The sequence below is a fragment of the Nitrospinota bacterium genome (assembly GCA_016208975.1).
Lineage (GTDB): Bacteria > Nitrospinota_A > UBA7883 > UBA7883 > JACRLM01 > JACQXA01.
The window spans coordinates 75,792-93,375 of record JACQXA010000004.1 but is presented as its reverse complement, the minus strand read 5'-3'; the positions used below and the strand labels follow the sequence as shown (position 1 = coordinate 93,375).

The following is a 17,584-nucleotide window of genomic DNA, read 5'->3' as shown; positions in this document are numbered from 1 at the left end:
AATGGGCGGAAAAGGTATAACGGCGATGATAATCCTGGCCGTTTGCGGCGGGATTTTCATGTTGGCCGGTGGCCTGGCCCTGGCCGAGCGGGATTTTAACGGGCGTTTGGAAAGAGACGGCCATGAAGATGATGACGGTCATGGGCCGTTTGAGACACGAAAGAATATGCGGGGAGCGCATGATGTGGCCAGAACCACCAGCGGCCTTTATAAAAGGGAGTGCGGCTCGTGCCATTTCGCCTATCAGCCTGGCCTGCTACCTGTTGAATCCTGGCGGAAGGTGATGGACGGCCTTACGGACCATTTTGGTGAAGACGCGGAACTGCCGCCGGAGGAAGCCAAGGCTATAATGAAATACCTGGCGGACAACGCCTCGGATAAATCAGAGTATAAAACATCTGTGCGGATCACGAAGTCGCTTAGGGGCAAGGAGCCGCTGTTGCGTATCAGCCAAACGCCGTACTTTACCCATGAGCATGACGAGATCCCCAGGAAATTCTACTCGCCGGGCACGAAAGTGAAATCGCTCAGCCATTGCAACCGGTGCCATGTGCAGGCGGACGAAGGCTCGTACAACGAGCATGAGGTGAACATCCCGGGCGTAGGAAGATGGGACGATTGAAAAGCATTATGAACCTAACGGCGGTTGTGGTTTTAACAGCCGCCGTTATTTTCCTTCCAGCCGGGCGGAGTTGGGCCGGCGAGGGGCACGAAAAAGCCAGGAAACTCAAACAGGCTGGGGACATCCTGCCACTGGAGGCTATATTAAAGAAAGCCCTGGCGAAAAAGCCCGGTAGGGCTTTAGAGGTTGAGCTGGAAAAAGAGCGGGGCGGATACGTTTACGAGGCCGAGATTCTGGACAAGGCGGGCGTGGTATGGGAAATGCGGCTGGACGCCAAAACGGGCGCGGTTTTATCCATAGAAAAAGAGGACTGACGGCTGAATGAAACTCCTTCTGGTGGAGGACGACCCATCTTTGGGCCGGAAGCTCAAGGACCGTCTCGCTGCGGAGGGTTTCACCGTGGATATCATAGACAACGGCGCCGACGCCGCGCAAATTGACCCCGATGGAATTTATGACGCGGTGATCCTGGACCTGGGTTTGCCTGGCAAGCCGGGCCTTTCGGCGCTGGCGGACTGGCGCCGTCGCGGGGCCCGGGTTCCGGTGCTGATTCTTACCGCCAGAAACGCCTGGAACGAACGGGTTGAAGGATTCAAACACGGGGCGGACGATTACCTGGGCAAACCATTCCATGTGGAGGAGCTGGTGGAAAGGATAAAGGCCGTTATCCGCCGGTCCCACTCCACCACGCCTGGCGAAAAGCTTTCAGCGGCTGGATTGACGCTTGATGAAGAACGCCAATGTGTCACCATGGCCGACGGCTCGACCGAGACTTTAACAGGAGTGGAGTTCCGGCTGTTACGGTATTTCATGCTCAACCCCGGCAAGGTTCTGGCGCGCTCCTCGCTTATCGAGCGGGTTTATGACGCGGATTCGGAGAAAGACTCCAACGTGCTGGAGGTTTACATACGAAGGCTCCGGCTCAAGATAGGCGAGGGGATGATAACCACCCGCCGGGGCCAGGGGTACGTTTTTGGTGAGGCGGCCTGATGGGGTCGCTGAAGGCAAGACTCACCGCCGGGCTTTCGCTGGGACTTGTCATTCTGTTCGCCCTCCAATGGGTGGTGGTGGCGGGGGCCATCCGGAAGGTGGCGGAAGACTACGCCCGGTCCCGGCTGGAGCATGACGTGGAAACCTTGCTAACTGCGGTGTCTTTCGATGGGCGGGGCTCCATGTCCATAAATGGCGGCCTTGTAAATACTGTGTATCAGCGCCCATTTTCCGGCCATTATTACCGCATCTGGTCTGATGGCTTTGTGGCCCGGTCCCGCTCTTTGTGGGATGAGGAATTGCCCGATGAAACCCAGCCTGTGGGCGGTAAGTCCATAGGCCGCGCCCCAGGCCCACAGGGGCAAACACTTATAACCTTCACCGCATCATTTCAAAAACAGGGCAGGGTAGTGAGGATAGCCGTAGCCGAGGATGTAACTTCCATGGAAGCGGGTCTTTCGGCTTTCAGGCGGGAGTACGCCCTTATGTCCGCCGGGGCGCTGGCAATCATTATCTTCGCCCAGTACATATTGGTTGGCATGGGTTTAAAACCTTTGTTCCGGGCCAGGGATGACGTGTTGCGGCTCGAACGTGGTTTGGTTCCCGCCATCGGTGAGGATGTGCCAGCCGAGGCCAAACCACTGGTGATGGAAATCAACCGTCTTCTCGCTATCATGAGCGCCCGGCTGGAGCGTTCGCGCAAGGCTTTAGGGAACCTCTCCCACGCCATCAAAACGCCTCTTTCAATTCTTAGCCAGATTTCAGATGGGCAAACCACCCCGCAAAGCCCTTCGGCGAGAGAGGAGGTTGACAGGAACATAAGGGTTATCCATGAACTGGTGGAAAGAAACCTGGCGAAAGCGAGGCTGGCCGGTTCCATTTCACCGGGAGGGATGTTCGAGCCTGAAAAAGAGATCCCCGAGCTTGTGTCCACGCTGGAAAAAATGTACCGGGAAAAGGACCTCAGGATTTTATGGCGCTTAAATGGCGATAAGAAAATGGCCCCGGCGGACAGGGAGGACATGGTTGAGCTTATAGGCGCCCTGATGGACAACGCCTGTAAATGGGCCCGGGCAGGGGTGGAGCTTTCGATTGAAATTAGCGAGGGCACTCACATCATCGTGGAGGATGACGGGCCCGGCTGCCCGGCAGAGCTTATGGAGAAACTCGCGAAACGGGGCGCCAGGCTGGATGAATCGGTGGTAGGGCACGGCCTGGGGTTGTCCATCGCCTCTGACATCGTGGAAAGCTATTCCGGCGCTCTAAGCTTTGGCCGCTCCGGTAAACTCAAGGGCTTCCGCGCCGATGCGATGATTCCCGGCTCCGGCATGAAGGTTGGCGATGGAAACTAGAAAAGAAAAACCAAAGGTAGGCGTCAGCGCCTGCCTTGTGGGCCAATTCGTGCGTTACGATGGCGGGCATAAACTGAACGTCCCGCTCATGGCGAGGCTGGAGGAGTTCTTCACACTAGTCCCGTTGTGCCCCGAAACCGGGATAGGCCTCCCAACGCCACGCTCCCCAATTCGCCTGGTAGGGACGGTGGAAAAAACCAGGGCGGTGTTGGCGGACAATTTCAACGTAGGATACACAGGTCCTCTGGAAAACTACGCCCGCATGGTATGGTCCCAAACCGGTGGGAGCCTTAAGGGGCTCGTGCTGAAAAGCAGGTCACCTAGTTGCGGGGTGGAGAATGTGGAGATACTTGCCGAAGACGGTTCCACGGTGATGGGCAAAGGCATCTTTGCCCGGGTATTTATGGAGATAGCTCCCGGCGTGCCAGTGGCGGAGGATTCGGCCTTGGACAAACAGGAAATCCTGGAGACGTTCATCGCCCAGGTGTTAAATCTACCCCCGGGAAATAAACGCCTCTAACGGCGTCTGTTCAGTTCAAACTCCCCGTCAGCGCCCATACGAAAAACAGCGCCAGCGCCCCCATCACTATGTTTGTTACTGTTTCCACGGTAGTGCGTGACATGTTCCATTCCTTCCGGCAATATGGTTATCCCAACTACCTTTTACATGAAAAGGTGCATACATCGCGCCAACGTGGAAAACGGGCCTATTAGTGGCCAAATGGCCACTTTTCCGGGAAATGCAGTCCTCTTTCAGGACACAACTGGCGTAGCGAAAACAGACGATGAGGGAAGATGCTCAGATGTCGAACATCGCCATTATGGAAGGATCCGCGAAATGTTTGAAGGGAGGTCTGACGGTTTCCGCCATACCGGTTTCCAGCGATGGGCCACGCGTATGGGCCATGAAGTCCATTATTGTCCCATCGCTTAAAGCTGTTTCAACGCCGCTAAAGAAATCCAAAACCTTGTTGACGAACCTTTGCTCAAGCTGATCCATGGTCACTTCATCCCTATCCCCGGTTACGGGGTGCAGATAACTGATGGGCGTCAGGAAGAATTCGTGCGTCGCGGAGCCTTTAGGGGGATAAAAAAGGGCTTTGTATTCGTCCAGTCCGCCGAAAACACCAGCGGCGCCAATTAGCGTTGAGACCGCCTGGCTAAAGAATGACCGTTGTATCCATGAATGATGCGATAGGGCTTCCAGCGCCTGGGCCGCGTTGGATTCCGCGCCGAAGAAATAACGGGACAGCATGCGGCCAACGTTGGAATCCGCCGCTTCCTTGGCGTTTACCATATTTTTCAGCAGACCGTCCAGGGGCGGCGTAAGCTTGTTGACGTAATAAATGTCCATGAGCGACTCCAGCCTTCTGTGCCTCGCCACCGCTTTTTTCCTGCGTTCCGGATCCGGGTCGGCGTAATCGCCGGTGAAATAATAGACCATGGGGTGGAAAACCGCGTCGGCGAGAATGTGGGTGCTTATGCCCAGGGCCAGCGCAAGGTTTTCATCCGCGCCGGAGGGTTTCGCGGCCAGGATCCGGCCCACATGCTCAAAACTGTTTCCGCCGTTAACCGAGTGTACATTGTCTCCCACCGGCGTGAAAATCCCTTTCACGCCAAATAGCGCGTAATAAGGGGTGTCCGGCGTGATTGCGCCGATAAGGTACAGGTTAGGGTTGGCCTCCATAGCCTTTCGGGCCCTTCCCTCGCCAAGGGCTTTGGCGGCTATCCTTGCCAGGCTCCAGTGGGTTATTTCCTTGGGCATTTAGAAGAGCCTCCACGCTCAATGCCGCAGGACTGGTTCGTCCTCGAAATCGGCCCTGATATTTTTAAACTCTTTTTCGATGGCAAAGAAAGTCTGGGCTATGTCAGGGTCGAAATGGGTTCCTGACCCGTGCATGATTATCTCCCGGGCGTCCTCGTGGGTCATGGGTTCTTTATAAACCCTTTTGCTCACCAGGGCGTCATAAACGTCTGCCAACGCCATTATGCGGGCGGACAACGGGATTTCCTCCCCTTTCAGCCCCTTCGGATAGCCAGTGCCGTTCCATTTTTCGTGATGGTAATAGGCTATGTCGCGCCCCATGGAAAGGAAGTTCTCGGCTGAATCGTCCCCCCGCTGGGCGGCGGCGAGCGAATCCCCTCCGATAGCCGAGTGCCTTTTCATCACCTCGAACTCTTCCGGCGTAAGCTTTCCCGGTTTTAACAATATGTGATCGGGAATGCCCACCTTGCCGATATCGTGAAGGGGGCTGGACTGGTATATTTTGCCTACGAACTCATCGTTTACCACCGGTTCGAATTTCGGGTTTTTCTTTAACCGCTGGGCCAGCGCGCGGGTATAGTTCCTTATCCGCTCCAGATGGGCCCCGGTTTCAGGATCGCGATTCTCCGCAAGTTTGGCCAGGCCAAAAATGGCCGCGTCCCGCGTGAGGAGAATCTCTATGGTCCGCTCCTCCACCAACTGCTGGAGATGGTCGTTCATTTCCTCCAGCTTCCGTCTTTTCTCGGTCAACTCGTCCTGGAGCCGTTTGGAGCGCAATAACGACCGTACCCGGGCCATCAGCTCCACCCTCTCCGCAGGTTTTATAAGGTAATCGTCGGCGCCTATGTCCAACCCCTTGGCCACATCCTCGTTGTTGGACCGGCCCGCGGTAAGGAGCATGATGGGTATTATCCGAAGCTCCGCCGACTGTTTCACCCGGCGGGTCACCTCCAGCCCGTCCATCCCCGGCATCATGATGTCCAGGACGATCAGGTCCACCCCCGTTTGCCGGGTTTCGATGATTTTCATCGCCTCTTCCCCGCCGTATGCGGGTATGACGGCGTAACCCTGGGCGGTCAGCAGGTGTTCCAGCAGAAAAACGTTGTCTTCGTTGTCGTCAACAACAAGTATCGTCTGCTTGATTTCCTTCTCTTCGGCCATCTGTAAGGTTTGCAAGTTTGTTAAAAGTTTAAGAAAAGCTATTATTTCATTATTTGCAAGGTTTTCAAGGGTTACCTTTTTCCGGTGGTGTCCCGGTTTGAATCTCAAATAACAGACAGATCCTTCACTTCGCTTGCTCTTCGCCCAGGATGACAATGTTATCAACGGCTTTTATATTGTCACTCTGAGCGTAAGTGAAGAATCTCCCCTGTACTTTCAAACCGGGACACTACCCTTTTTCCAAGGTCAGTAGAATCCTGGTTCCCTTGTTGTCCACCCGTTTGGTAAGGCCGGTCTTGTCGAAATGCTCCAGCAGGTCTATGGCGGTCTTTCGTCCGCAACCCAGAATGTCGCGGTACCGGGCCGTATCCGCCTTCCCCTCCAGTTTAAGCTCGGCCACAAGTTTTTCCCTGGCGTTACTGTAAACGTTGCCGGCCAGCATGAAATCCGGAGCCACGGAAACGATGTCCCCCCGTTGCAGGATGGACTTTAACAGCTTGGAGCCCTCGCTTTTTTTTAGCCCAAGTTTTTCGAAGACCGCCTCCGGCTTGGGAGGCGCAAGCCCAGCGTCCTGAAACACTGCGGTGAATTTTAACCGCGCCGTTTCATTCTCCCCCTCGAACACGGCGCTACGCCCCGCAAGCTTTAACAAGGGGCCGTCAAACTCCAGCTTTTTATCCCGCGCCGCCCGGCGCACCCAGTAGGCCGCCAGCGATTCATCCATGCCAGCCAGCGCCGTTTTGTATAACAGCGATTCCTCCATCCCCAGCAGGGCCGGGTTTTGTTTATGGAACCGTTCTACGGCGGAAACCACCGATGAAACTATCCGTTCTCCGTCGGCGTCATCATAAAACCATGTGGAGCCTTTCCATTCAAAGCTGGAGATTCCCTGCGTGTTCCCGATGACGCCGGGAATGTCTTTTGGCGGAATGTTGAACAATCGCGCAACCTCACCGGCGCCCATCCCGCCTTTGGTGGAGGCTATCATGGCTCTCATGCCGGAATCTTTTCGGGCGAGGGATTCCCACAGGCTTTTCATCCCGCCCAGTTTCCTTTTTCCCAACGGTTTTCCACCGGGTAGCAGAACCGTTCCTCCACCCACCGTCTCCATCGCCGAGGATGAACGGAGCACGAACCGGTCACCATGGAGCAAGTGGATTGGCTTTTCGAACCTAACCTGGCCAAAACACCTTTCACCCGGTTTCAGCTCCCGCGCCTCACACCCCAGGAACACCCTGCACAACGTCTCGGCGGTGTGGACGTGAAGGAAATACGAGCGGCCATGAACGATGGGAAGGGGGGAGAGCCGGTGACAGGTTATTTCACCATTGAAAATGGTGTATCCGGCCGCGATGGCAGGGTGGCACAGCGCCATTCCCCGTTTCAGGTCGTCTTTCTCCGGGCCGGTTATGTTTATGGCGGCCCGGGTTCCCGCGCTTACCGATTCAACGGTTTTCCCGTGGCTTTGAACCCTTCGTACCCGCGACTTTATATTCCCGGGAATCACCTCCAGCCAGTCATCAGCCGAGGCCGACCCGCTATATACGGAGCCGGTTACCACCAGGCCGTGTCCTTTTATCGTAAACACGCGGTCTATGGGTAGCCGGAAAAACGCGTTCACCGGCTTTTCCGAAGGCTCGGAGGCGAGCCGGAACAACTCCTGCCGTATCTCTTCCACACCGAGCCCCGTAACCGTGGAGCATGGGATTATTCTCGATCCGGCGAAGGATGAGCTTTCTAAAAGCCCCGCCACATCGGCCCGCGCCAGTTCCAGGGTTTCTGCGTCCACAAGGTCCGCCTTGGTAATGGCCACCACGCCCCGTTTGATATTTAACAGCTCCATTATCGAAAGGTGCTCAATGGTCTGGGGCATCACCGCGTCATCGGCGGCCACTACGATGAGGGCGATGTCTATCCCCGTGGCCCCGGCCAGCATGTTGTGGACGAACCGCTGATGTCCCGGCGCGTCCACTATCCCGGCCACGCGGCCATCGGGCAGGGGTAGCATGGCAAAACCCAGGTCTATGGTTATACCCCGGCGTTTTTCCTCCTCCAGCCGGTCGCAGTCTATGCCGGTGAGGGTTTTTATGAGGCTGGTCTTGCCATGGTCTATGTGCCCGGCGGCGCCTATGATGAGATGGACTGATTTTTCGGCCATGGAGCTTGCGTTATGACACGCCGCTGGCGGACGTGCTACCGGGAGCGTTTTTTTCCTCCCTTCCCGGCCTTTTTAACGGAAGGCTTACATGGAAAGTGGAGCCTTGCCCGGCGTTGGAGGTAACCCGTATGTTTCCCCTGTGAAGTTCAACATAACCCTTGCAGATGGCCAGTCCCAGCCCGGAGCCCGGCTCCACACCCTGTTGGCTCATCTTCAGCTGTTCGAACTTCTCGAAAACCGCGCTCTGTTCCTCTGGCGGGATGCCAGGGCCTGTGTCGGACACCATGATTATGGCGGCGCCGTTTTCGGTCCGTTTGGTGACGGTGATATTCCCTCCGCGAGGCGTGAACTTTATGGCGTTGCCGATGAGGTTGTTCATCACCTGTAAAAGCTTGGCCTCGTCCGCGTCCATGGCGGTTTTCTCCCCCAGGTCCATGCGGATGTCCTGCTCCTTCTCCAGCGCGGCGAACTCCATGGTCTTCACGCTTTCCTCTATGATATTGTCCAGCGTTATAGGGTCATACGCCAGCCGGGCCGCCCCCTGTTCCAGCTTGGACACGTCCAGTATGTCGTTAACCAGTTGGAGCAAGCGGTTGCTGGAGCGCAACATTGTAGATGTCTCCCTTTCGAAAGCCGACCCTTCCGGCGCCGAGCGGATGAGCTTTATGAACCCCCGGATGACGTTCAGGGGCGACCGGATGTCGTGGGAGACCACGGCCACAAACTCGTCCATCCTCCTGTTAAGCTCTTCAAGGGCGATGTTTTTACGCTCCAGTTCCGCCGCGTGCAAGGCCCGCTCCTCGGCGCGAATAAGCCGCCGCTCCGCCTGGGTTATCAGTGATCCGCCAAGAAAAAGGATAAGGGCCACCAGCGCCAGCAGAAGCACGGATTGCCAGAAGCTCTGGTTTAACAGGCGCGCCGCCTCGGAAGACGGGGCCGCCACCGCCACGGTCCATTTCTGGTCGCGGATTTCAGTTTGCGCCACAGACACGAACCATTCATCCCCGCCCAGGGCGGTGCGGAACGAAAGTTTTTCCCCTTCAAGGCGTGTCCAGCCTGGCGCCGCCGCGCCTTTTATAACCTTGGAGAAATCCGCCTGGAGTTTGGCCGTGGTCCCTTGGGGGCCATAGGCGCCCCGCAGGAATGTCTCCATCCGTTTCTTGTTGGCGAGGATGTCTCCACCCCCCACCGCAAGCCACGCGAACCCGCTTTCCTCCAGCCGCACTGGCTCCAGCAGTTCGCCCACCAGGTCGTCGGCCCCCAACAGGGCCATAATCATTCCCGTGGCGAAAATGGAGCTGGGCCGGGCGCGGCCGGGGGCCTGGGCTTCCACCTTCTGGAATATGGGAGTGCCAACACCCAGCCCACGGAACGTGGGGGTGACGATAAGGTTCTCGCTTATGTTCACCAACACCGGCTGTTTGCCTTTGCCGGGCATGGTTTTGTCGAAAAACTCCTTAACGTGGGGCATCAGCGTAGCCGGGGCAGGGTCTTTGGTTATCATAAGCGACACCTGCCCAAGGCCGTTGAGCAATATCATGTGGCTTATGCGCTCATGGTATTTCTTGATCTCCTGCTGGAACACTATGTCCGCCCATTGAAGGTCGTTCCGCTTTATCACGTCCAGTTGGGTTAGCAGGACCAGTTCGGATGTGATGTTCTCGAAATGGATCTGGATGGATTTGGCGGAAGACTCCGCCAGGTAGCCCATGTTCCGCACGAAAGAGCGCTCGTTCTCGGCCTTCACGGAGCTGTTAAGGCTGTAACCCATCCAGATGACGAAGCAAAGCAGTAACAGGGCCCCAAGCCACACGAAAGCTATGTATAGCTTTTCGTTCCTTTCCATTGCCAGGCCCGGTTTTTCCGCCATTACCTATCTCTGCTCGCCAGTCCTTCTTCCCGACGGGCGCCGGAAAAGGATCCTGATGGGCGAGAGGTCGAACCCTCCCTCTTCCCTGATCCTGTTTATAAGGTAGCGCTGGTAGGAGAAATGCACGTCATCGGGCATGTTGGTCATCAGCACGAACGTGGGAGGTTTCACCGTGGGCTGGGTGGCGAAATATATCTTCAGCCTCTTGCCCGAAGCCACCGGCGGCTCTTTTTGCTCCACGGCCCGCCGCACTATCTCATTGAGCTTGGAGGTGGGTAGCCGTTTGGTGTACTGGGTGTAAACCTCTTCCGCTTTCTTGAGTATTTTCGTAACTCTCTGGCCCGACTTTGCCGAAACAAACAGCGCCGGGGCGTAGGCGAGGAATTTCAATTGACGCCGGAGGGCCTCCTCGGCCTGGATGGCGGTCTTGTGGTCTTTCTCCACCACGTCCCACTTGTTAACCACTATCACGCATGCTTTTCCGGCATCCTCAACGAGCCCGGCTATTTTCGCCTCCTGCATGGCGGCTCCTTCCTGCCCGTCCACTACCAGCAGGGCCACGTCCGCCCGTTCGATGGCTTTCATGGCCATGATCACGGAGTATTTTTCAAGCTTCATCGTGACCTTGGCTTTGCGGCGGATACCGGCCGTGTCTATTATCACCCACTTGCGCCCATCGGCTTCAAACTCGGAGTCTATGGCGTCGCGGGTGGTGCCGGGCACATCGCTAACCATCATCCTGCGGGAGCCCAGCAGGCGGTTTATCAAGGACGATTTGCCCACGTTGGGCTTGCCCGCCACCGCCAGGCGGATGACGTTATCTACGGGCTCTTCGCCGGTAACCTCCGGATCGGGGGGAACGTCCGCCAATGCCTCTCTTAACAGGTCTTCCACACCCAGGTTGTGCTCCGCGCTTACTGGGCGTATCCTTTCGAACCCCATGCGGGAGAACTCGTGGGCATAGATGTTCTTGCCGGGGTCGTCGGCCTTGTTAACCACCACGGTAACCGGTTTTCCGCTGGAGCGTAGCCGCATGGCCACGTCCGCGTCCACCGGGGTTATGCCCGCCATGGCGTCCACCACCAGGAAAATGGTGTCGGCCTCCTCGATGGCCACAATGGCCTGTTCGCGGATCTGGGCCATTATCTCGTCTTCGGCTTCGGGCTCGAACCCGCCGGAGTCTATAACCAGAAAAGACCTGCCCCGCCATGTGGCCCGGGATATGTTCCTGTCGCGGGTGACGCCGGGGGTGTCGTCCACTATGGCCGGCCTGCCGCCCACGATACGGTTGAAAAGGGTGGATTTGCCCACATTGGGCCTTCCCACAATGGCGATACAATACATTGGCTGACCTTGAAAAAACGGATTAAAGTAATGATTTTACACCCGCGCGGCGCATAATTTAAAATGCATTGGCGATTTTGTTTTAAAACCGGCTTCGGGCATTTCATGGAGGCGTGATGGCAAGCGTTGATATTCAGGCCGTCAACGAGATGGTTAAGGAAAAATCCCTGTTCGTTGACAGGTTGTTGGGCGAGGTGGAACGGGTCATTGTGGGCCAGCGGGGCATGATTGAGGGAATGCTCACGGCCCTTCTGTGCGACGGGCATATCCTGCTGGAAGGGGTGCCGGGGCTCGCCAAGACCATGTCCATCCAGACGCTGGCCCGCGCCATACAGCTTGGGTTTAAAAGAATACAGTTCACGCCGGACCTTTTGCCGGCGGACCTGACCGGGGCCGAGATCTACAACGTCCGGGAGGCATCCTTCACCATACGAAAAGGTCCGCTGTTCACCAATATAATCCTGGCCGACGAGATAAACCGCGCCCCCGCCAAGGTGCAAAGCGCCTTGCTGGAGGCCATGCAGGAGCGGCAGGTCACCATCGGCTCGGAAACCTTCCGCCTGCCGGAGCCTTTCATTGTGCTGGCCACGCAAAACCCCATCGAGCAGGAGGGCACCTACGCCCTGCCCGAGGCGCAGGTGGACCGGTTCATGCTCAAGATACTGGTGGACTACCCCACCAAGGAAGACGAGCTGATGATAGTCAAACGCAACACCACCGGGCTTATGCCGGAGGTGACCCCGGTGATAAGCCACGGCGAGATTCTGGCGGCCAAGAAGGCCATCGAGCAGATATACATGGACGAGAAGATAATCCAGTACATCATAAACGTTGTCAGCGCCACCCGCCGCCCGGCGGATTATGGGCTGGACATGGCCCATCTCATCGAATACGGCGCTTCCCCCAGGGCTTCCATATACCTGGCCAAGCTGGCCCGGGCCTACGCATTTTTGAACCACCGGGGGTACGTCTTGCCTGACGACGTGAAGAAAGCGGGGCCCGCCGTTCTGCGCCACCGGGTTATCCCCACTTACGAGGCGGATGCGGAGAACGTGACGCCGGACGATATCGTCTCCAAAATATTCAACACCGTTGAAGTGCCTTAAAGGCCGTTGGGGCGTTATTCCGCGATGAACCCTTCGCCTGAAAGACATTCATCCGGTTTGGGACAGGATGAGGCCGCTGTAACCCGGGAGATGCTTCGCAAGATCCGCGAGGTGGAAATCCGCGCCCGGAAAGTGGTGAACACGCTTTTCTCGGGGGAGTACCATTCCGCCTTCAAGGGGCGCGGCATGGAGTTCCACGAGTCGCGCCCATACCAGCCCGGCGACGACATCAGGACCATGGACTGGAACGTTACCGCCCGGGTGGGAGAGCCTTTCGTGAAAGTGTTCCGCGAAGAGCGGGAGCTTACGCTGATGATCCTTTTCGACCTGTCGGCATCAGGGGCGTTCGGGTCGAAAGAGAATTTCAAATCCGAAACCGCCGCCGAGCTTTGCGCGTCGCTGGCGTTTTCGGCTATCCGCAATAACGACAAGGTTGGGCTGATAGTCTTCACCGGCGAGGTGGAGCTTTACGTTCCTCCCCGTAAAGGGCGGAGCCACGTTTTACGCATCATCCGCGAAATCCTGTTTTTCAGGCCCCGGGGCGCCACCACCAACATCGGGTCAGCGCTGGATTACATGAACCTCGTGGCAAGGAAAAAATTGATAGCCTTTCTGGTGTCGGACTTCCGCGCCGAGGGGTACGAAAAAGCGGTGAAAGCCACCGCCAGAAAACATGACCTAATCGCCATCCGCATGACGGATCCCATGGAGAAAACCATGGCCCCGGCGGGCATTCTGTCCCTGCGCGACGCGGAGACCGGGCGCGCGGTTTACGTGGACACCTCGAACAAAATGTTTCTGGATGAGTATGCCCGGGCCGTGCGCGTGGAGGAAGAGGAGCTTTCAAAGTTCCTGAACATGGTGGGAGTGGACCATGTGACGGTGGATACCGGAGAGTCTTACATCGAACCGCTGGTGAAATTCTTCCGCCAACGGGAAAAGCGCAGGAGAGGACGATGAGGCTTTCCCCTCTGGTTGCGCTTATTTCCATTCTGTGGGCTGGGAACGCCTATGCGGATGGTTCACTGACCGCCGGGCCCGCGAAAACCAAGGTGGGCTTGCCGGTTAAGGTTACGCTGGCCGTAAAACTCCTGCCGGGCGAGACGCTTGTGGCGCCAGCGTCCATAAAGCTTCCCGCCAACGCCGAACTGCGCGCCACCGCCCGGCCGGAGCCTGCGAAAGAACCAGACGGGATGGAAACCCATATAGTGGCCTACGAGATAGTGATGTATGACACCGGCCCGGTGGAGTTGGGGCCGGTGAAGTACGTCATCCAATCGCCTGATGGAGCCGAACGGGAGGAGAGCGCTGGCCCGGTAAATTTCGCGGTGGAGCCTGTCACCCCAGCCGGGGCAAACGTTATGGAAGAGGTGAAAAAGGCCTCAATAAAAGAACCCGCCGTGACCTCTTTGACCTTTTGGGATATCGCGGTTCCAATCATCGTGGTTACTTTATTGGCGGCCATAGCCTATCTTCTGTATCGCCGGTTCAAGGGGCGCAACAAAACAGCCGCGCCCGCCGTGGCCCCTCCACCCGTTCCATCAAGGCCGCCCCACGAGACGGCTTTGGCGAAACTGAGGGAGCTGAAAAGCGAAGACCTGTTCGCCATGGGGCTGAGGAGGGACCATTTCTTCCGGGTCTCCAGCATCCTCAGGGAATATGTGGAGGAGCGTTACGGTGTTCTGGCGCTGGAAAGCACCACCATGGAGCTGGAGGAGCGGTTCGATGGACGGTATGTGGATTTCAAGCGCAAAACCGCGTTCATTAGCATCCTTCAAACCTGCGACATGGTGAAGTTCGCCAAGAGCGAGCCCGAGTTAAAGCTGGCGGACGAGACGCTGGACAATGCCACAAAATTTGTGATGGAGACGGCGCCGAAGATTCTGGAAGGGGAGACGGCGTGAGGCTGGCCGACCCTGTTTACCTGCTTCTTCTGCTCCTGTTGCCGCCATGGTTGTGGCTATATGTAAAACGCAGGCCCGAAAAGGCCATCAGGTTTTCGGACACCCGCCTTGTCACCCGTCTGCTGGTTTACCGCGCCCCCAGGGTTGCGCCTCATCTGCCGTTCATTTTCAGGTTCACGGCGGCGATTCTTATGATAGTGGCCCTGGCCCGGCCCCAGACCGGCTACCGGGAGGAGGAAATAACCTCCCAGGGGATAGATATAATGCTCACGCTGGACATCTCATCGTCCATGACCGCATCGGACTTTAAACCCGACAGGCTGGGCGCCGCCAAGGCCGTCATCGCCGAGTTCATCAAGGGAAGGGTGAACGACCGGATGGGGCTGGTGGTTTTCGCGGCGCAGGGGTTCACCCAGTGCCCGCTCACGCTGGATTACGGCACGCTCACAAGCTTCCTTGAAAGCTCCAACATAGGGTTGATAGAGGACGGCACCGCCATCGGCATGGCCCTGGCCACCGCCGCCAACCGGATGAAAGATTCCCCCGCCAAAAGCAGGATAGTCATATTGCTCACCGACGGAATGAATAACCGGGGGGCCATAGACCCCCTCACCGCCGCGCAATTGGCCAAGGCCGTGGGGGTTAAGGTTTACACCATCGGCGTGGGGCGCGAGGGGCTTTATTACCAGACCGTGAACGACCCGCAGTTTGGCCCCCGCCGGGTGAAGGTGCGCACGGAGATAGACGAGCAGTTGCTTGTAAATATCGCCAGGACTACCGGGGGGCGCTATTTCCGAGCCGAGGATGAAACCGCCCTGGCGAAGATATACCAGGAGATAGACAGCCTGGAGAAAACCGACATCCGCGTGAAAGTGTACGTGCGGCATACGGACTGGTTCATGTATATGCTGATTCCAGCCCTGGGTCTTCTATTGGCGGAGCTGTCGCTTCCCCTCACGCGTTGGAGGGTGGCGCCATGAGATTTCACGATCCCCAATTCGCCCTCCTGCTTCTAATCATCCCGCTGGCCGCTGGGCTGGCGGTTTGGGGGCTTCGGAGAAACGCCGGGGCATTATCGAGCATGTTCACGCCGAAACTTATGGGCAGGATTGTGGAGCGCGGGCCTTTCGGCAAGGGATATTTAACCGTGGCCACGCTTTGCGTTGTGGCGGCGCTTGTTGTTGTGTCGCTCATGCGGCCGCAATATGGCGTGAAACCCACCGAGATAACCCGGGCCGGGATAGACATCATGATACTGCTGGACACATCCCAAAGCATGGCCTCAAGAGACATCAAGCCCAGCCGGTTTGAACGAGCCAGGCACGAGGTGTCGCGGCTTATCTCCGAACTGGAGGGGAACCGCATGGGGCTGATGGTTTTCGCCGGGAGAAGCTTTGTGGAATGCCCTTTGACCACCGACGTGTCCACCCTGCGGCTGTTTCTGGACAGTGTTGACTTGAGCGCCGTGCCCGTGCCCGGCACCGCCATCGGCGAAGCGGTGAGGGGCGCATCGGCGGCCTTCGGCAAGAGCAAGGCCAAAACCCGCGCCGTGATATTGGTGACTGATGGCGAGGACCTGGAGGGGGAGGCGGCGGAGGCGGCAAAAATCGCGGCTCAATCGGGGATAGTCATTTTCCCGGTTGGTATAGGGTCGCCATCTGGCGCGCCAGTGCCGGAGACGGACGACAAGGGTAACGTGACGGGTTATAAAACCGATGAGAACGGCGACACGGTGATATCCCGGCTGGACGCGGATTCGCTGAAAGAGATAGCCCGGGCCACCGGCGGCGCGTTCCACGCCACCACCGGCGAAAGCCTGGATCTAACCAGCCTGGTGGATACGCTAAAGGGGTTGGAGAAAACCGACATCACTTCGCAGGAGTTTACGGAGTACGAGGACCGCTATCAACCCCTTACGCTGGCGGCGCTGTTGGTCTCGTTGCTGGAATGGGTGTTTATGTTCCGTGGCGCGGCGCTGGCGCGGGCCAGGGCCACGTCCACCAAATCGGCGGTGTGAACCACGGGTATATCGCTCCCGAAGCGGTGGAGCGAATCGGCCAACTGTAACTGGCACGAGGGGCAGGCGGTTACCACCATGTCCGCGCCGCTTTTCTTTATGGCGTCCACCTTGAACTTGCCTATGTCCATGGACATGCCGTAAAACTTCAGCCCGAAGGTTCCGGAGCCGCCGCAACACCTGTCGGCCCCCTCCATCTCCACAAACTCCACGTTGGGCAGGCTCTTGAGCAGTTTGCGCGGCTCGCGGAACACCCCCATGCCCCGTTTTAAATGACAGGGGTCGTGATATGTCACCTTAATCTTCCGTCCGGCGCCGTTCTGGGGGGCGATGATGGATTCCACAGAAAGCTCTATCAATAGCTTCTGGTAGTCCACAACTTTGGCTGTAAGCTCCTCCACCATTTTGTCGCCGGGGAAAAGCTGGTGATAGGTTTCCCCCAGCACCGAGCCGCAGGTGGCGCAGGAATACACTATGGCGTCGGCGTTGAGGGCGTTTAACACCTCTATGTTCTTCCGGGCCAGGGCCTTTGTGGTCGCAAGGTCCCCATTGTAATAGGCTGGAGCGCCGCAACATACCTGCTCTTTGGGGAACACTACTTCCACCCCGGCGCGTTTCAGACCTTCAATCACTTTAAGCCCGGTCTCCGGAAAGGCCAGGTCTGTCATGCATCCGGAGAAGAACGCCACCCGTTTTATGGGGCCGGTGGATTTCACCGCGCTTGGGCTGTTGATTTCCGCCGCCAGCGCCCGCAGGTTCGTTTTAAGAAAATCGGGCGTGACCCGTTTCACCCCGCCGTGGGAGTATGGAAAAAACCGCGCCATGAACCGGGGGGCCATTTTATAGAAAAGGGAGCTAAACCCTACCAGTTTGGCCAGAATGTTCAACCGGGCCGGGTAGGGGAGCAGGTATTTGAAAATGAACCCCGCGATGGGGCCCGAGCCGTTTTCCCGGTTTATCTCCGCCCGCATGGCGGAGAATATCTTCATGGTGTCCACCCCCGATGGGCACGACGCCAGACAGTTCATGCACGACAAACACTGCGAGAAATCGTTGGCTATCCTGCCGGTGATATCCGTTTCGCCGGATAAAGCCCCCTTGGCCAGCCGTATCTTGCCCCGGGCCACCAGGGTTTCCGAACCGGAGTTCTCATAGGTGGGGCACCCCGCCTGGCAAGAGGCGCATTTGGTGCATTTATCTATCTCGTCCCGGACAGATTCCAGAAAATCGTACTTAAACTTCTCCATCTTTAAAATTATAGCAGACAGGGAGGAGGGATTAAGCTGGTGGTAATC

Annotated in this window: 16 protein-coding genes; 10 read left to right on the top strand and 6 right to left on the bottom strand. The window is 57.4% G+C overall.

Going from position 1 to position 17,584, the window contains the following annotated elements; translation table 11 throughout:
* The first annotated feature begins 1 nt into the window (after position 1).
* From HY751_03915 to HY751_03895, 5 genes are read left to right on the top strand one after another with little or no spacing between them, the layout of a single operon-like run.
* On the top strand, positions 2-622 hold the full coding sequence (locus tag HY751_03915) for a diheme cytochrome c (GenBank protein ID MBI4665538.1): 621 nt from the start codon (positions 2-4) through the stop codon (positions 620-622).
* Positions 610-936 carry a PepSY domain-containing protein gene (locus HY751_03910; GenBank protein MBI4665537.1) on the top strand — a complete coding sequence of 109 codons (327 nt, stop codon included), beginning with the start codon at positions 610-612 and terminating at the stop codon, positions 934-936. Before HY751_03915 ends, HY751_03910 begins: the two co-directional genes overlap by 13 nt.
* A 7-nt stretch (positions 937-943) precedes the next feature.
* Positions 944-1,612 carry a response regulator transcription factor gene (locus tag HY751_03905; GenBank protein ID MBI4665536.1) on the top strand — a complete coding sequence of 223 codons (669 nt, stop codon included), beginning with the start codon at positions 944-946 and terminating at the stop codon, positions 1,610-1,612.
* Positions 1,612-2,964 carry a sensor histidine kinase gene (locus tag HY751_03900; GenBank protein ID MBI4665535.1) on the top strand — a complete coding sequence of 451 codons (1,353 nt, stop codon included), beginning with the start codon at positions 1,612-1,614 and terminating at the stop codon, positions 2,962-2,964. The genes HY751_03905 and HY751_03900 overlap by 1 nt, the downstream gene beginning before the upstream one ends.
* Entirely contained in the window at positions 2,954-3,484 is a 531-nt protein-coding gene (locus tag HY751_03895; protein MBI4665534.1) for a DUF523 domain-containing protein, read from the top strand. Before HY751_03900 ends, HY751_03895 begins: the two co-directional genes overlap by 11 nt.
* Positions 3,485-3,763: 279 nt before the next feature.
* Here HY751_03895 and HY751_03890 read toward each other — a convergent pair whose 3' ends face one another.
* The 5 genes from HY751_03890 to der form a co-directional block, all read right to left on the bottom strand.
* On the bottom strand, positions 3,764-4,729 hold the full coding sequence (locus HY751_03890; GenBank protein MBI4665533.1) for a zinc dependent phospholipase C family protein: 966 nt from the start codon (positions 4,727-4,729) through the stop codon (positions 3,764-3,766).
* A gap of 18 nt (positions 4,730-4,747) precedes the next feature.
* Positions 4,748-5,890: a two-component system response regulator gene (locus tag HY751_03885; protein MBI4665532.1), complete on the bottom strand. Its 1,143-nt coding sequence runs from the start codon at positions 5,888-5,890 to the stop codon at positions 4,748-4,750.
* Positions 5,891-6,119: 229 nt separating this feature from the next.
* Positions 6,120-8,048 (bottom strand): selenocysteine-specific translation elongation factor, encoded by a 1,929-nt coding sequence (selB, locus tag HY751_03880; GenBank protein MBI4665531.1) that lies wholly within the window; start codon positions 8,046-8,048, stop codon positions 6,120-6,122.
* A 10-nt stretch (positions 8,049-8,058) separates the two neighbouring features.
* Entirely contained in the window at positions 8,059-9,918 is a 1,860-nt protein-coding gene (locus HY751_03875) for a sensor histidine kinase (GenBank protein MBI4665530.1), read from the bottom strand.
* Positions 9,919-9,921: 3 nt separating this feature from the next.
* A complete protein-coding gene (der, locus tag HY751_03870; GenBank protein MBI4665529.1) occupies positions 9,922-11,262 on the bottom strand; it encodes a ribosome biogenesis GTPase Der in 1,341 nt (446 codons plus the stop codon).
* Between the two features lie 113 nt (positions 11,263-11,375).
* Here der and HY751_03865 point away from each other — a divergent pair, with 113 nt between their 5' ends.
* From HY751_03865 to HY751_03845, 5 genes are read left to right on the top strand one after another with little or no spacing between them, the layout of a single operon-like run.
* Positions 11,376-12,368: an AAA family ATPase gene (locus tag HY751_03865; GenBank protein MBI4665528.1), complete on the top strand. Its 993-nt coding sequence runs from the start codon at positions 11,376-11,378 to the stop codon at positions 12,366-12,368.
* Between the two features lie 24 nt (positions 12,369-12,392).
* Entirely contained in the window at positions 12,393-13,328 is a 936-nt protein-coding gene (locus HY751_03860) for a DUF58 domain-containing protein (protein ID MBI4665527.1), read from the top strand.
* Positions 13,325-14,272, top strand: coding sequence for a hypothetical protein (locus HY751_03855; protein ID MBI4665526.1), 948 nt, complete (start codon positions 13,325-13,327; stop codon positions 14,270-14,272). The genes HY751_03860 and HY751_03855 overlap by 4 nt, the downstream gene beginning before the upstream one ends.
* Complete coding sequence (locus HY751_03850) at positions 14,269-15,252, top strand: VWA domain-containing protein (protein ID MBI4665525.1); 984 nt, start codon at positions 14,269-14,271, stop codon at positions 15,250-15,252. The genes HY751_03855 and HY751_03850 overlap by 4 nt, the downstream gene beginning before the upstream one ends.
* Complete coding sequence (locus HY751_03845) at positions 15,249-16,289, top strand: VWA domain-containing protein (protein MBI4665524.1); 1,041 nt, start codon at positions 15,249-15,251, stop codon at positions 16,287-16,289. The genes HY751_03850 and HY751_03845 overlap by 4 nt, the downstream gene beginning before the upstream one ends.
* On the opposite strand, the gene HY751_03840 is transcribed toward HY751_03845, so the two are convergent.
* Positions 16,178-17,536: a (Fe-S)-binding protein gene (locus HY751_03840; GenBank protein ID MBI4665523.1), complete on the bottom strand. Its 1,359-nt coding sequence runs from the start codon at positions 17,534-17,536 to the stop codon at positions 16,178-16,180. The two genes, HY751_03845 and HY751_03840, sit on opposite strands and share 112 nt — an antisense overlap.
* Positions 17,537-17,584 lie beyond the last annotated feature (48 nt).